Annotated in this window: 14 protein-coding genes; 11 read left to right on the plus strand and 3 right to left on the minus strand. The window is 46.1% G+C overall.

Annotation, left to right across the window (positions count from 1 at the left end; all coding sequences use genetic code 11):
* Positions 1-67 precede the first annotated feature (67 nt).
* The 3 genes from VNN20_02030 to VNN20_02040 all read left to right on the plus strand — a co-directional run bounded on the left by VNN20_02030 (position 68) and on the right by VNN20_02040 (position 2420).
* Positions 68-337, plus strand: a complete 270-nt coding sequence (locus tag VNN20_02030) for a DUF2191 domain-containing protein (protein HWP90963.1) — start codon at positions 68-70, stop codon at positions 335-337.
* A complete protein-coding gene (locus tag VNN20_02035; GenBank protein HWP90964.1) occupies positions 334-765 on the plus strand; it encodes a type II toxin-antitoxin system VapC family toxin in 432 nt (143 codons plus the stop codon). The genes VNN20_02030 and VNN20_02035 overlap by 4 nt, the downstream gene beginning before the upstream one ends.
* 188 nt (positions 766-953) lie before the next feature.
* The gene (locus tag VNN20_02040) at positions 954-2420 is read left to right on the plus strand and encodes an NAD(P)/FAD-dependent oxidoreductase (GenBank protein ID HWP90965.1); all 1467 of its coding nucleotides are present in this window, start codon (positions 954-956) and stop codon (positions 2418-2420) included.
* A 591-nt stretch (positions 2421-3011) separates the two neighbouring features.
* On the opposite strand, the gene rraA is transcribed toward VNN20_02040, so the two are convergent.
* Complete coding sequence (rraA, locus tag VNN20_02045) at positions 3012-3500, minus strand: ribonuclease E activity regulator RraA (protein HWP90966.1); 489 nt, start codon at positions 3498-3500, stop codon at positions 3012-3014.
* A gap of 476 nt (positions 3501-3976) precedes the next feature.
* Between rraA and VNN20_02050 the strand changes: the two genes are divergently transcribed.
* From VNN20_02050 to VNN20_02060, 3 genes are all read left to right on the plus strand, one after another.
* On the plus strand, positions 3977-4450 hold the full coding sequence (locus tag VNN20_02050) for a hypothetical protein (protein HWP90967.1): 474 nt from the start codon (positions 3977-3979) through the stop codon (positions 4448-4450).
* Positions 4429-4845 carry a hypothetical protein gene (locus VNN20_02055; protein ID HWP90968.1) on the plus strand — a complete coding sequence of 139 codons (417 nt, stop codon included), beginning with the start codon at positions 4429-4431 and terminating at the stop codon, positions 4843-4845. Before VNN20_02050 ends, VNN20_02055 begins: the two co-directional genes overlap by 22 nt.
* Positions 4846-5222: 377 nt before the next feature.
* Complete coding sequence (locus VNN20_02060) at positions 5223-5432, plus strand: cold-shock protein (GenBank protein HWP90969.1); 210 nt, start codon at positions 5223-5225, stop codon at positions 5430-5432.
* Positions 5433-5569: 137 nt separating this feature from the next.
* Here the strand turns inward: VNN20_02060 and VNN20_02065 are convergent, their stop codons facing one another.
* A complete protein-coding gene (locus VNN20_02065; protein ID HWP90970.1) occupies positions 5570-5848 on the minus strand; it encodes a 4a-hydroxytetrahydrobiopterin dehydratase in 279 nt (92 codons plus the stop codon).
* A gap of 279 nt (positions 5849-6127) precedes the next feature.
* Here VNN20_02065 and folK point away from each other — a divergent pair, with 279 nt between their 5' ends.
* The gene (gene folK / locus VNN20_02070; GenBank protein HWP90971.1) at positions 6128-6628 is read left to right on the plus strand and encodes a 2-amino-4-hydroxy-6-hydroxymethyldihydropteridine diphosphokinase; all 501 of its coding nucleotides are present in this window, start codon (positions 6128-6130) and stop codon (positions 6626-6628) included.
* Positions 6629-7195: 567 nt separating this feature from the next.
* On the opposite strand, the gene VNN20_02075 is transcribed toward folK, so the two are convergent.
* Positions 7196-9022: a hypothetical protein gene (locus tag VNN20_02075; protein ID HWP90972.1), complete on the minus strand. Its 1827-nt coding sequence runs from the start codon at positions 9020-9022 to the stop codon at positions 7196-7198.
* 224 nt (positions 9023-9246) lie between these two features.
* Between VNN20_02075 and VNN20_02080 the strand changes: the two genes are divergently transcribed.
* From VNN20_02080 to VNN20_02095, 4 genes are all read left to right on the plus strand, one after another.
* Positions 9247-9765, plus strand: coding sequence for a hypothetical protein (locus VNN20_02080; GenBank protein ID HWP90973.1), 519 nt, complete (start codon positions 9247-9249; stop codon positions 9763-9765).
* A gap of 427 nt (positions 9766-10192) precedes the next feature.
* Entirely contained in the window at positions 10193-11680 is a 1488-nt protein-coding gene (locus VNN20_02085) for an FAD-linked oxidase C-terminal domain-containing protein (protein ID HWP90974.1), read from the plus strand.
* 376 nt (positions 11681-12056) lie between these two features.
* Complete coding sequence (locus tag VNN20_02090; GenBank protein HWP90975.1) at positions 12057-12842, plus strand: glucose 1-dehydrogenase; 786 nt, start codon at positions 12057-12059, stop codon at positions 12840-12842.
* A 36-nt stretch (positions 12843-12878) separates the two neighbouring features.
* Positions 12879-14207 carry an FAD-binding oxidoreductase gene (locus tag VNN20_02095; protein ID HWP90976.1) on the plus strand — a complete coding sequence of 443 codons (1329 nt, stop codon included), beginning with the start codon at positions 12879-12881 and terminating at the stop codon, positions 14205-14207.
* Positions 14208-14211 lie beyond the last annotated feature (4 nt).

Below are 14211 nucleotides of genomic sequence, written 5' to 3' on the forward strand. Positions count from 1 at the left end.
CTCCATAATTGTGTCTCGTTAATTTTAACTAATTTAATTCAAAATTTTTTAGCCAGCATTTGACATCATGATGCTTTTACACTATCATCATGATATGAGAACAACGTTAACGTTAGATGACGATGTAGTTGCCAAGCTAAAAGAAGAAATGAGGCGCAGTGGTCAATCTTTCAAAGAAACTGTGAATACGGTTTTACGAAAGGGATTAAACGTTCCAAAGAAAAACAAATTTGAACCTTTCAAGGTTAATCCCAAGAATTTAAAACCTCGAATTACAATTGATTACGATAATATCGGCGAACTCCTAGAGCAAATTGAAGGCCCTTTGCATAGATGATACTCATTGATGCCAATCTCTTGCTTTATGCTTATGATAGCTCAAGCGAGCATCATAACAGGGCGCGTAGCTGGTTGGAAAATATTCTTTCTGAGCCTCAACCCATTAGATTAGCCTGGGTCACCATATTGGCATTTTTGAGGATATCCACTAACCGTAAAATTTTTGAAAACCCCTTCACCATGTCAGAAGCAACTTCTATAGTTCAAAAATGGCTTGAGCATCAAACGGTTGACCTGTTACATCCCTCAGAACGACATTGGACAATCCTTTCAAAGCTGCTAAAAGACGGACAAGCAAACGGTCCATTAGTAATGGATGCTCATCTGGCCGCCTTGGCAATCGAACACGGAGCCAAGCTCTATACTACGGATAGAGATTTTTCTCGTTTTGACAATCTTCAGGTAGTTAACCCGTTATTGAAATAAACCGAAAAGAGCCCGCCTTTGTTTTTATCAATATGAAATACAGATTGTGTTTGATTGATTAAATAGAATTAACATAAATGCGTAATTTGCTCTTCAAGATGGTATGATTTACGTCGAGATTATAAGCTCCTATTGGCTTTAAGGAATACGATTACAATTAGCCCTCGAAATCATGATCGACAACTAATATGGCCAGAACCTATGAATATGATGCAGTTGTGGTCGGTTCGGGACCGAATGGCCTCGCCGCCGCGATTACGCTGGCTCAGGCAGGCTTTTCTGTGCTGGTGTATGAGGCTAAGAGCACCGTAGGCGGGGGTACTCGCTCGGCCGAGCTGACCCTGCCTGGATTTGTCCACGACGTATGCTCCGCAATACACCCCCTAGGAGTGGGCTCCCCTTTTTTCAGGTCCCTGCCACTTTCGCAGTACGGCCTTGAGTGGATTCATCCCATCGTTCCGCTCGCCCATCCCTTCGATGACGGTAGAGCGGCGGTGCTCGAACGCTCGATTGACAAAACTTGTGAGACCTTAGACCAGGACGCCAATGCCTACCGAGACCTAATGGAGCCGCTCGTATCCGACTGGGATAAGCTTGCCGATGGGTTACTTGGTCCGTTGCAGCTTCCGCATCATCCGATAGCGATGGTTCGCTTCGGCTTGAATGCGATCCAGTCAGCGAACGGCTTGGCAAGGAGGCTATTCAAGGGAAAACGAGCTCGTGGGCTTTTTGCCGGGTTGGCCGCGCATTCCATCATGCCGCTAGACCATATGATAACTGCCGCAATCGGGCTTGTTCTCGGAATCCTGGGACACGCCGTCGGCTGGCCTATGCCCCGGGGAGGGTCGCAGAAAATCGCAGATGCGCTTTCCGGATACCTACGTTCCCTCGGCGGAGAAATCATTACTAATACCTTAATCGAATCGATTGACGACTTACCGACTGCTCGTGCCATCCTACTCGACGTAACACCCCGCCAGTTGCTTAGGATGACCGGCCATCGCCTGCCGGCCGGATATCGTCGCAGGCTCGAGAGTTATCGCTACGGCCCGGGTGTATTCAAGGTTGATTTGGCACTAGACGGCCCTATTCCCTGGAAGGCAAAGGAATGTGCCGGTGCCGGAACCGTGCACTTGGGCGGGACGATTGATGAGATTGCAGCCGGTGAGCGCATGATGTGGGAAGGAAGGTATCCAGAGAGACCATACGTGTTAGTAGCCCAGCATAGCCTTTTTGACCCGTCCCGCGCCCCGGAGGGAAAGCACACCGTTTGGGCTTACTGTCACGTTCCCAACGGCTCTACATTTGATATGACCGAGCGAATCGAAGCACAAATTGAACGGTTTGCACCAGGGTTTCGGGACCTTATACTGGCAAGAAGCACCAAGTCGCCGATAGAGTTTGAAGAATACAATCCCAATTATATAGGCGGCGACATAAATGGCGGTATACAGGACCTGAGGCAGCTTTTTACCCGGCCGGTAGCCCGGCTGGTACCCTATTCCACTCCCATCAAGGGACTCTACATCTGTTCCTCATCCACGCCTCCGGGCGGCGGTGTACACGGTATGTGCGGCTATCATGCTGCGCGGGCCGCCCTTCGTGACGTTTTTCAGCATCGTGATTATAGAGCGTTAAAATTTTTCTCTTTGTGACGATTTCCAAATTGTTACTCCGTTGTTAAAATAAATCGGGAAAAGGGTCTGTTGTCCTAGTTCTTATCAATATGAAATGTAAATTGTGTTTAAACGAAAAATCCTTAAATAAACAACTGTTCCTTTTAAGATTTCTCACTACGTTCGAAATGACAATTCATATAGGTATGTTCCGAGATTTAAGCTGAGTTCTTTGTTATCATTCCTAGCGGATGAGAATCCGCTCATCCTGAGTCTAATCGAAGGATGGATAAATATGCCGAGTTCGCCCTTTGACTCCGCTCAGGACGAACGTGGTTATTGAATTGTTGCCCATTCATCCCGAGTTCCGAGCTTTAATGAAGTGTCTTTCCAGAACTAACTTGAGTGAGCTTCAGAGGAATCTTAACTCTGGGCATAAGTAAGGTTTCTGCATTCGAATCAAGGATGACAGAATATCTCTGGGCAAAACTCGTCCCAACATTGTCTGAAGCCTTAAATTTTGACTGTTACAGATTGACCTTTTTAATACTAGCCAGGATTTTGGCTATTTTAATCCTAAGCTCTATTGGAGCATTATAATTAGAACTCTCTCTGTTATAGCAAACTATTTCACCTAGGCAATTTGAGCGGTTTGGGGGACACAACGATACCGTTATTATCGGCGTAGACGAACTCGCCCGGATGGAAAGTAACACCGCCAAAGGCAACCGGGATATTAAACTCTCCAACCCCGCGTTTTTCGGTTTTTAAGGGAATGGCATTAAGCGCCTTGACGCCAATATTCATTCCACGAATAGCATCCACATCGCGGATGCAGCCGTAGATTATAAACCCTTCCCAGCCGTTTTTTACTGCGGCTTCGGCGATCAAATCGCCCAAAAGAGCGCGCCGCAAAGAGCCTCCTCCGTCAACCACCATCACTTTGCCATGGCCAGGGGTAGAAGCGGTTTCCTTGACGACGGAGTTATCCTCGTAGCATTTAACGGTAACGACCTCTCCGCCAAAAGAGGCTTTACCGCCATAGTTGTTGAAGAGCGGCTCTACCACTCGCACCAGGCCGGGATAGGCGTCGCATAGGTCGGGGGTTTGATACTCCATTTATTTTCCTTACCTCATTTTTATGAATGGCTAGTTCGGGATAAAGAGTCTACGACGACGAACGGATTAACAGTATTAACGAAATCCATTTTATTACAAGTGTGACTACCTTACAGAATAATTAGAAAGCAATAAATTCACTCCTGTAAAACAAGGCTTTTAGGCAGGTAAGAACGGTTTTTCCAAATCGAGTTTCCCCCTTTTATGTTTGCTGTGTAGGCGCTGTCCTAACCCTATTCATTCAAACAGGTATTCTACCCCCCTTGTATTTCCACCCTTACAAAGGGGGGAATCAAAGAGGGGTTGCTTCCTCTTTAATCTTTCATGAAGTCCCTTGATTTACCTCAGGTGAACCCCGCTAATCAATCTCTTATTTTGGACGAATTTGGCCCTGATTTTTTAAATAATCCGTTCAACGTAATTGCTGATTGTGAGAGCTCGGAACGCTATACTATTACTCAAGCTACGTTTAAACAATGATAAGAAGCCCGAATCCCTTACTCCTAGCACTGTTTTCAGTCATGCTTACCATAATGGGGTTAAATATCTCATCCGCAAAAGACATCCGGGATAAGGTTATTAACGAAACAATTCTGGATGAAGAGATCACCCGATTCTGTATTCAGTACTGCCAAGGAAACGAGCGGAAGGGTTATCTGGAGAGTTTAGTGATAGAGCCGATGAATGATAGCGGCCGATACCGGGTTGTGGGAAGAGCCTCTCTTCAAAACCGCCACGTCATTCGAGACCCGTTCGAGTTCGTGCTATACGACCATACCGTTATAGTGAATGCATTTGGAACGCTCGACCCGGATAATTGTGAATTACGCATTGATAATGCCTTTGTGGAGAACGACTTTCACGATATTTTTAAGACTTTGCTTCGAAATCATACCGACGTCATCGGAAGGGTGGAGAAAATTCCCGATTGCCGCCGGTTTCTGGAGTAAACACTTTAACAGCAATGCTCAGAAAAGACTTCGGCAATAACAATAGCGAATCAAATAAGTTAAGGGAAAACACGGTATTCCCGATAATTCAAAGAATCGTCACAGACTTGGAACAAGCGGGCTGGTATTGCGTCGTGGGCGATGAAATTCCTAACAAGGTTAAGCAAGGATTAGAGAATTCAACACACGCGGATTCACCATATTGTTTCACCTCTCTGCAAATAGTGGACATAGAACACCGGCTGGTTCAATACGTTTATGTGTTTTTTCGGGATGAAACCATCCGCGTTATGGGCGATGAAAATTCTAGGATTAAAGAATTAATCGTCGAATTAAACCGGGCAAATGAAGAGTTAGAAAATGCGATAAGAGGGGTAATAGACCTGGGTGTCTGAATGTATTGATATTTGGAGTTTGGGCTTAATCCAGAACCCACTTCCCCCTGTCATCCCCGAATTATTTTTCGGGGATCCAGAATTAAATACTGGATTCCCCCTTGCCCGGGAATGACCGGTCGGGGGATTCTCACTCCCGGATCAAGGTCGAGGACAAGCTTCGTGGGAATGACTAACCAATTTGTTCAATAAAGCAGATGGGAAAAGAATGTGCCGCCTTCTACCTAAAGTTTGTTTCGTCTTAAAATTGACAGAATCAGAAATTAGTGCTAAGTTTTCTTTAGTTTGCAGTAGTTCCAGTCTAATGAAGATGTCAATCTGAAATTAATCTTGAACCACTCGCATAACCAATACCACACAAAGGAGGTTGCTGAATCATGGCAGAACGCGAAATTGGCACTGTAAAGTGGTTCAATTCTACCAAGGGCTTTGGTTTTATTGAGCGCGCTAACAACAAAGACGTTTTCGTTCACTACAGTGAGATTAATGCTGCCGGCTATCGTTCCCTGGAAGAGGGACAGCGGGTAGAATTCACCGTCGTTGACGGCCCAAAGGGTCCGCAAGCACAAAACGTCGTTAAAGCTTAGTGAACAAAAAGTGCGTTGTGTCTTTTCAGCGCACTTTTCCCTTCCTCTTTTTTTCCTGCTTAAAAAAATTAGAGATTACATTTGTCCCAGGATTTTCAGCTTGATTAATCTAAGGCAGGCAATCCGAACCGGAGGATCTACTTTGTCTTGTCTATATTCTTCGCCAGATTAATGTCGTTATCGGTTACTCCGCCCTGGCTGTGTGTGGAAAGGCTGAGAGTTACTTTGTTGTATTTAATCAAAATATCCGGATGGTGGTCCGCCTTTTCGGCAAGGATGGCAACCTTGTTCACAAAGGCCATAGCATCTACAAAATCTTTATGGGTATAGGTCTTGGCAATCTCATTCCCCTTCAACTGCCAGCCTTCTAGGTCCTTTAGTTTTTCCTTAATCTCTTTTTCCGATAGTACAGCCATTTGCGACCTCCTTTTAACTTGAGAATTCTCTATGGCATGCACCGGGTTACCGCTACATTGTCATTGCGAACGTCAGAAGGATGTGAAGAAATCTCTCTTTTTGCCATTGTTCACGAGATTGCTTCGTCACCATGCCTGTCCTGAGTTTATCGAAGGGTTCCTCGCAATGACACTTGAGGCAATATTATTACAAGTGCATACCCCCCTTGCCGCGGGGTTTTCGATTAGGTTAAATAAACGCCTTTGTATAGTCAAACTTTTATTCTTAAAATATTAGCAATGGCATCGGCATTCATAGGAATAGGCTCGAACCTGGGAAACAGGGTGGAGAACTGCCTCAAGGCCGTTCATGAAATTTCCGCCTTTGCCGGCATCTCCTCCGTATCCTCCTTGTATGAGACCGAGCCGGTAGGCCGGGAAAACCAAGCTGATTTCATTAACTGTGTGGTAAAAGCCGAGACCGACCTCTCCCCTTCCGGTCTTCTGGTTTATCTTCAATCTATCGAGCATAAGTTTGGCAGGGCACCGGAAGAAAAATGGGGGCCCAGGATAATTGACCTCGATATTCTCCTTTATGATGACTCGATAATCGAGACCGAGGAATTAACCATACCTCATCCGATGATGCATCTAAGAAGATTTGTCCTTTTACCCCTGAGCGAGGTCGCCCGAGACCTGGTTCACCCGGTTTTAAATGTTCCTGTCTCGAAGCTACTGGACGACCTGAAAGACACAAAGCGTGTGGTAAGGCTGGGAGAGTTCGCCATAAAAAACGAATAGGTATCCATCAGGTTTCGATTCCAGGCCTGAGTAGCAATCAACATAAGCTAATCACAAAAACACGATTAGTTGTTTTTAGATTCCCCACAGTTATTTCACACAAATCCACAGCTTGTCCACAAATCTAGGGCGTCTGCCCACAATTCTATTCACATGAAATAAAATAACGGCTCCGCATAGATTACAGTGATAACAATAGGTTAAGCATAAAACCTAGCATGGACATTAAATTAAGTGGGTAAGTCCTTGCTACCGGGTTTGATGTTTATCCACAGGGCACTAACCAAAGTTAAAAACTGTAATAATCAAAATTTAATTTGTCAGACAGGGTTGGAATAAATTAGGGTTTCCCGATAGATTCCTAATGCTGTCATTCTGAACCGAAGGTGAAGAATCTCAAAAGTATAGACTCTTCGCTCCAGAGTGACGGTTAGACAGCTAACATTGTCCGTTAGATGTGACTAGCTGAGGCAGTGTCTTTTTGGTTAAATACTGGTTATTACAGTTTAAACAAGTTTATCTTTTATAGATCGAGGACGGAAGTTTTATCTGGCCGGTACCATAGCTCTAATTAGTTATTTTTAAGATAAACTGTGCATCCTTAACCATAGGTTCACTAAGAGAGGTTCTGAGGGCCTTTTGGGCGTTTTCCCTGGCTTTGTCCCTCTCCCCGAAGCGCATGTATAGCTTTGCCAGCACCAGATATGCCCTTCCAAACTTAGGATAAATCCTCACTGTTCTTTGGAGATATTGCTCCGCCTTTTTGTAGGCGGAAGGATCCCCGTTATCCCCTCTTATTACATAAATCACCCCTAGGTGATAGTATGACCTCCAATAGCTTGGGTCAAGATTTATAGCTTTGATGAACCATCTTTCGGCATTCACAAGGTCTCCTTTGATCCCATATACAATACCGATGTTACTGGAGGCTCGAGCTTTCTGTCTCCTATTGTTGCTTTCTTTGGCATTAAGGGCCAGTATATATTCACCGAGCGCTTCATCTAGCTTCCCGGCCTCTTGTAGGGCTGCTCCATAGTTCAGATGGGGAAGAAATTCATCCGGAGAGCTTTTTGTAGCATCTTCCCAAAGACTCAGGTTATCTCTCCAGACGCTTTGTCTGTCTACCGTGTAAAACAGATAGGAAAGAAGGATAACCGTGCTAATCACCCAGACTACTCTTTGATCCTTAAACCATTTACCTCCAAGGAATATTAAATATCCCAGCAGCATGCAGTAGCCTGCTGAGGGAACGTACAGATATCTCTCAGCAAGGGGCGTAGCGGCGATGAAGGAGACGGCGATGATTAAAGAGGGGGCGATAGTGATAAAAATCCACAAGAGGGAGAAGGCAATCAGTCCCTTTTTCCTCTTTATGGATATATAGCTTGCCACACCGGAAAGGAAAAAGATAAGAACTGAGGAGAATAAATATTTAAACCCACCCGGCACCTTCCCAATAAATGCATTAAAGTCAAAGGGGAAAACCAGCTCCTTTATGTAGAAGGCATAAGAATTTAGCAGGATTTTTAAAACTCCCCAATAATGAAAACCGTGGTCGACTGTGTCCTGTATTCTCCCCGCAGATATTTGGGGGATGGTTACGAAGCCCCTTCCCCTCAGGTATACGAAGGCAAAGACCAGTATCAGACATAGGGCGTATTTCAATAAATTGACCCGGCTTTTATACCTGCCGCTAACCAGGTCAAAGGCTAGTGCAGCGACCGGAAAGGCAACGGCTACTTCCTTGGAAAACAGGGAAAGAACGAGGGAAAGTATCACCAATACCAAGAATCCCAATTTCCGATAAGAAAGCATGTAGAAAATAAACGCCAAGAAAAAAAACAGGCCGCATAAGACATCTGTCCTACCGGCTACCCAGGAGACAGACTCTACATGCATTGGGTGAAAGGCAAAAAGAAGGGATGATAAAAAGGCAATGCTTTCTTTTCTCTCTACCCCGAATTCCTTGAGAAGAAGAAGAGCCATAAAATAAAATAGCACCGTGGCAGTCGAGTTGAACACAAGGTTGCTCAGGTGAAAGCCAAATGGTGATAAACCCCACACATTTCTATCCACATACATCGACGTATAAACCATCGGACGAAAATATCCGACCCTTTTTACCTTTCTATCTTTGGGGATGAGGAGTGAGGAGGGATGAAATCTCTTAAAGGCATTATAGTTTTGCTGTATAACCACCACATCGTCCCAGACAAACCCGTTCTTAAGAGACGGGAGGAATACCAGGAACGAGACGAAAAAGAGAAAAATCGCCACAAACCCCTTGTGATTCAATATAGATTTAATTCTTCCGACCCTTTCCTGGTTGGGAGTTAGCTCGGCTTCGGGGGATACTGGCTTTCTGACATGCTTCGATTTCTTATTCTTACCCATTGTCAAGCGAACAAGACAAGTCTATATCATATTAAAATAGGCACTGCAACCTTCATAAATTTCACTGTAAGGTTCCATATCTAGCCCCGCTCTCCTTTTAAAACATTTTGATACCTCGCCCCTTTGCCCAGGCCGTAGAAACGCCTAAGCCCCAGATAGCACAAAAGTACTATAGATTCCTGGTTTCAGCAGTAGAGATAATTGCGTTCAAGGAGATGAAAACAATGAGAAAAATAATTTTACATCTCATCCTTTTTTGCATCATGATTCCGCCTTTCACCGGAATTAGCAGAGCGGGAAACTCGGAATCAAAATGCAACTCGGAACACGAGCAATGCACAGAATCCTGTGAGCGGAAGCATAGCACGCCTAAATACGACGTATGGGGAAAATCGAGGAAAGAATCGGAGATAACCAGGGGGAGAAGAGAAAAATGCAAGGATCAATGTCTAGCTCTCAAGGATTTTTGCCTGGAACGGAAAAGAAAGCTCGAGGATGCCGAGAAGGTGCAGAAAGAACTGGAAAATGAAATCGAGGAAACAGAGGAGTATCCCGGCGATGATACATTTTCTGAATATCCTGTGCACTCATCCGATACTAATATCTACAAATGGACGGACAAGGATGGAGTGATTCATATAACAAATAAAATTGATTCCATCCCTACTGAGTACCTAGAGCAAGTTGAGCACGGCACAAATGAGGAAAGTAAGATTATTAAGGGCGAAAGTGAATCGGATTAATCGTATACCCCATTCATGAGAGCTAACAACCTATAAACAAGATTGAGTAACCTAGATTTGTTATCATTCCCACAAAGCTTGTCCTCACGCACGTAGGGAGTGAGAATCCCCAGACCTGTCATTCCCACGAAAGGGGAATCATTTCTTTGTAGAGACGCATTGCAATGCGTCTCTACCAGTTGATACTCGATAAGCCTGTCCTCACATGTATGACAATAAAGTTAGAGCCTAAATTTAACGTATTACTCCGGCATTAACCGGGGCGTTTAGCATACCAACTCATTTCCCGATCCTGGCTGTTGTTTTAAATCCTGACCTTTGCGTGTAGAGCTTTACACCAAATACGGCTTAGTTCATAATGAAGGTAATATAACCTTTTTGCTAAAGTTATATCAGTCCTTACTCACGAACCATGGGTCGGTTTAATATGAGTGAGCATCCCCGAGCCAAACCACAAAACTGGAAAAGAAGTTTTGCCGATAGATTACTCCGGATTTTGGACCCAGACGGGGTTATCTCTTCTCCCGATGAACTCATAGTGTACGAGTGCGATGCACTCACCGGTTACCGAATAAAGCCTATTTTTGTGGTGCTACCCAAATCGGCTAGGGAAGTTTCTGAAATCATAAAGCTCTGTAACCAAGAAAATATCCCATTCGTCCCCAGGGGCGCGGGGACCGGGCTCTCTGGCGGGGCGCTACCCACCGAAGAAGGGATCGTGATTTCCCTTTCGCGCATGAACCGAATTCTGGAAATCGACGTCCCCAATCAAAGAGTGGTGGTCGAGCCGGGGGTGGTAAATCTATGGGTTACGAATGCGGTGAGCGACAGCGGATACTATTACGCTCCCGACCCGTCGAGCCAGCTTGTTTGTACCATCGGCGGTAACGTTGCCGAGAACTCGGGCGGCTTACATTGTCTGAAATACGGCGTTACAACAAACCACGTTTTAGGGCTGGAGGTAGTCCTTCCCGACGGGGAAATAGTAACGCTAGGAGGAAAAACCCAGGACCATCCCGGATACGACCTGGTGGGGATATTCGTAGGATCGGAGGGGCTTTTGGGAATTGTGACTAAAGTGGTCTTAAGAATTATAAGGAAGCCGGAGATGGTAAAAACGTTCCTAGCGGCGTTTGAGAAGGTTGAGCACGCCGGAGCCGCCGTGGCCGCAATTACGGCCAGGGGGATCATCCCTGCCGGCATGGAGATCATGGACAGCTTGAGCATTATTGCCGTAGAAAAAGCCGTTCAGGCCGGTTATCCGGTGGATGCCGGGGCCATACTACTGGTCGAGCTGGACGGGCCGACTGCCGAAGTACAAGCACAGTCCCCACTGGTGGTGGAAACGCTAAAAGAATGTAAAGCCGCCGAGATAAGATTGGCCAGGGATGCCGAGGAAAGGGCGCTATTCTGGAAGGGGAGAAAAAGCGCATTCGCAGCGATGGGACGGATGAGTCATAACTACTACGTCCAGGACGGAGTCATTCCCAGGACCAAGCTGGCCGAGGTCTTGGGGGAGATAGAAGACCTGAGTAAAAAATTTGGCCTTCGGGTGGCCAATGTTTTTCACGCCGGCGACGGCAATCTTCACCCTCTCGTGTTATATGACTCCTCTAAACCCGGGGAGGCGGAAAAGGCCGAAGAGTTGGCCGGGGAGATTCTCAAGGTATGCGTGTATGTAGGCGGGAGCATAACCGGAGAGCATGGCGTAGGACATGATAAAAAGCGTTTTATGTCCCTCATGTTCGACGAGCAGGCTTTAGATACGATGAATATGATTCGATGCACCTTTGACCCCAAGGGACTCTGCAACCCGGGCAAGGTATTTCCTACGCCCCGATCATGCATCGAAGCAGGGGCAACATCCTATAGAGAGCATCCGGTCGAAAAAGCCGGCTTGGGAGAAAGATTTTGAGTATAGCCTAACCGGATTGAATTAATGATCATGCAGCAGCCTGCAGAGGATATTAAGATTTCTCCTCCCTTGATAGGAGGAGATGAAGGAGAGAGTGAAAGAATTTATTTCCGATACACCTTCCCCCCTTAGTGGGGTGCCTTATTTGATACGCAGTGGGATCTGAGGTCGCTATTGAGAGGGAGGTTTTTCAGGGAACCACATGCATCAAATGGAAATAAAAATTAGGATGGGGGAAAAAAGATACAACTTTAATCCTCACCCGCAAGGGGGGAGGAGAAAGAGGGAAATCCTATAGCAAGTTACAGGGAAATATCGAGTTAAAATTAAATTTCTTTCGTTGCTGTAAAACGATAGTAAATTAGGAGAATATCCCATGAGATTAGAAAACAAGGTAGCGATTGTTACCGGGGGCTCTTCGGGTATAGGTCGAGCAATAGTTCATGCCTACGCCAAAGAAGGCGCCAAGGTGGTCATAGCCGCTCTGGATGAGCAAAAATGCAGGGAAACGGTAGAAGAGGTAAAAAGTGCTGGTGGAAACGCCATCTACGTGGTTACCGATGTCGGAAACCTGGATGACCACGACCGTTTGCTGACGAGGGCTGTAGAGGAGTTTGGCAAGGTCGATATCCTGGTCAACGATGCGGCCTATTCCGCGCGGGAGGAGTTATTGGAAGTAACGCCGGAGAGCTGGGACAAACACATGAATATCGACTTGCGAGGCCTTTTTTTCCTTTCTCAGAGCTTCGCAAAACGTATAATTGCCCAGGGAACCAGCGGACGCATAATAAACATCGGTTCGGTAGCCGGAGTTATGGACTTTCACCCTGTTTCTGCTGCCTACCAGGTAGCAAAAGCAGGGGTGATACACATTACGCGGGTAATGGGTGCAGACCTGGCGCCATACAAAATCACCGTAAATTGCATCGCACCGGGGTCAACGGTAACCCCGATGTCTTCCTCTTCAAAAAAGTCTGAATATGAAAATTACATGACAAAGGGAATTCCGGAAGGACGGCTGGCCAAGCCGGAAGATATGGTGCCCCCGGCTATCATGTTCGCATCGGATGAGGCGGAGTACATAACCGGTCAGACGTTATTCGTGGAAGGTGGCGCCCTCTCTCTTTACCTTGGACGGCCTGCCCCTACTTTTAACCCTTAACATCGAGGAAAAGAGCAGAATTCTCCATCCGAAAAGATGAAAAGCGCAATAAAGGAAATAATCGACATCGTAGGTGAGAATAATGCACTATTAAAACCGCCTGAACTGGAACGTTACTCCGTCGAGGGTAAAACGCCAAGTATGGTAGTGCTTCCTAAAACTGTAGAGGAAATCTCAGAGATTGTGAAACTAGCTTTTGCTGAATCGCTGGCGATTATCCCCTGGGGAGGAGGAACTAAAATAGGCCTGGGAAGAGAACCGCGCAGTATAGACATTGTGCTCTCCACCAGGCGTATTAACCGTGTTATTGAGCATGAGTCATCAGACCTGGTGGCAATTACCGAGTGCGGCATCTCCCTAGAGGAATTCCAGAAGGCCCTTCGAGATAAAAACCAGTTCGTAGCCATTGACCCGCCGCATCTCGACAGCGGTGCAACGGTGGGGGGAATAATCGCCACAAACGACAGCGGGCCCAGAAGGCTTAGATATGGAACGATTAGAGAGTTTCTCATCGGGATCAAGGTGGTTCGCTCCAACGGGAGTATCGTAAAGGGCGGGGCCAAGGTGGTCAAAAACGTCGCCGGATATGATTTACCCAAGCTATACGTCGGATCTCTCGGAACCTTGGGAATCATGGTGGAAGCCACTTTTCGACTTTACCCTGTACCTGAATTTTCTCAAACATTCATAGCAACTTTTTCAACCCGGGAAGGGCTTCAACAAGCCGTGAACACCGTCTTAAACTCCTCCCTCGTGCCCACCTGCCTGGAGGCTCTAAATCCAAACCTGGCGGGTATCATCTCCGATAAATTAAACCTAAACTTGAGCAAAGATAGATACGCACTTGCCGTGAGAATGGAGAGTGTGGAAAAAGCGGTTAGAGAACAGATTGCCAGGGTAAAAGATATTTGTGAGTTGGATGGAATCTTAGTGGATGGCAACACTGAAAAAGACATTTGGCATGAGGTAAGGGACTTTCCCTGGAGCGAGGCAACCGTAAGCAGTAAAGCCGTGTGTAAAGCAAGCGTCTTAATTACCGATGTTCCCAGGGTCTTTCAAGAATTGGAAGAGCTGTCTAGAAACACCGGGCTTAGGGTTTTAGCATCGGCAAGGGCGGGTAACGGAGTTATAATCTCTTCCCTGGAGGGCGAAATACCGGCACTAGTAGAAGCCGTCGGTTCTCTTCGTAACCTGGTAAATTCCCTGGACGGCACACTGGTCGTCCAATACGCCTCTCCCGATTTAAAATCGCAGGTAGATGTTTGGGGTGAGGTAGGGACATCACTCCGTATAATGAAGAGGTTGAAATCCCTTTTTGACCCGAATAATATTTTCAATCCCGGAAGATTCGTCGGGGGCATCTGAGGAG

This window comes from Thermodesulfobacteriota bacterium, assembly GCA_035559815.1.
Classification (GTDB): Bacteria; Desulfobacterota_D; UBA1144; order Nemesobacterales; family CSP1-2; genus DATMAT01.

Excerpts from the sequence above, each read along its gene's own strand:
- VNN20_02085 (HWP90974.1), top strand. The coding sequence starts at position 10,193 with ATGAGTGAGCATCCCCGAGCCAAACCACAAAACTGGAAAAGAAGTTTT.
- rraA (HWP90966.1), bottom strand. The coding sequence starts at position 3,500 with ATGGAGTATCAAACCCCCGACCTATGCGACGCCTATCCCGGCCTGGTG.
- VNN20_02040 (HWP90965.1), top strand. The coding sequence starts at position 954 with ATGGCCAGAACCTATGAATATGATGCAGTTGTGGTCGGTTCGGGACCG.
- VNN20_02065 (HWP90970.1), bottom strand. The coding sequence starts at position 5,848 with ATGGCTGTACTATCGGAAAAAGAGATTAAGGAAAAACTAAAGGACCTA.
- folK (HWP90971.1), top strand. The coding sequence starts at position 6,128 with ATGGCATCGGCATTCATAGGAATAGGCTCGAACCTGGGAAACAGGGTG.
- VNN20_02095 (HWP90976.1), top strand. The coding sequence starts at position 12,879 with ATGAAAAGCGCAATAAAGGAAATAATCGACATCGTAGGTGAGAATAAT.
- VNN20_02060 (HWP90969.1), top strand. The coding sequence starts at position 5,223 with ATGGCAGAACGCGAAATTGGCACTGTAAAGTGGTTCAATTCTACCAAG.
- VNN20_02075 (HWP90972.1), bottom strand. The coding sequence starts at position 9,022 with ATGGGTAAGAATAAGAAATCGAAGCATGTCAGAAAGCCAGTATCCCCC.
- VNN20_02050 (HWP90967.1), top strand. The coding sequence starts at position 3,977 with ATGATAAGAAGCCCGAATCCCTTACTCCTAGCACTGTTTTCAGTCATG.
- VNN20_02035 (HWP90964.1), top strand. The coding sequence starts at position 334 with ATGATACTCATTGATGCCAATCTCTTGCTTTATGCTTATGATAGCTCA.
- VNN20_02080 (HWP90973.1), top strand. The coding sequence starts at position 9,247 with ATGAGAAAAATAATTTTACATCTCATCCTTTTTTGCATCATGATTCCG.
- VNN20_02030 (HWP90963.1), top strand. The coding sequence starts at position 68 with ATGATGCTTTTACACTATCATCATGATATGAGAACAACGTTAACGTTA.
- VNN20_02090 (HWP90975.1), top strand. The coding sequence starts at position 12,057 with ATGAGATTAGAAAACAAGGTAGCGATTGTTACCGGGGGCTCTTCGGGT.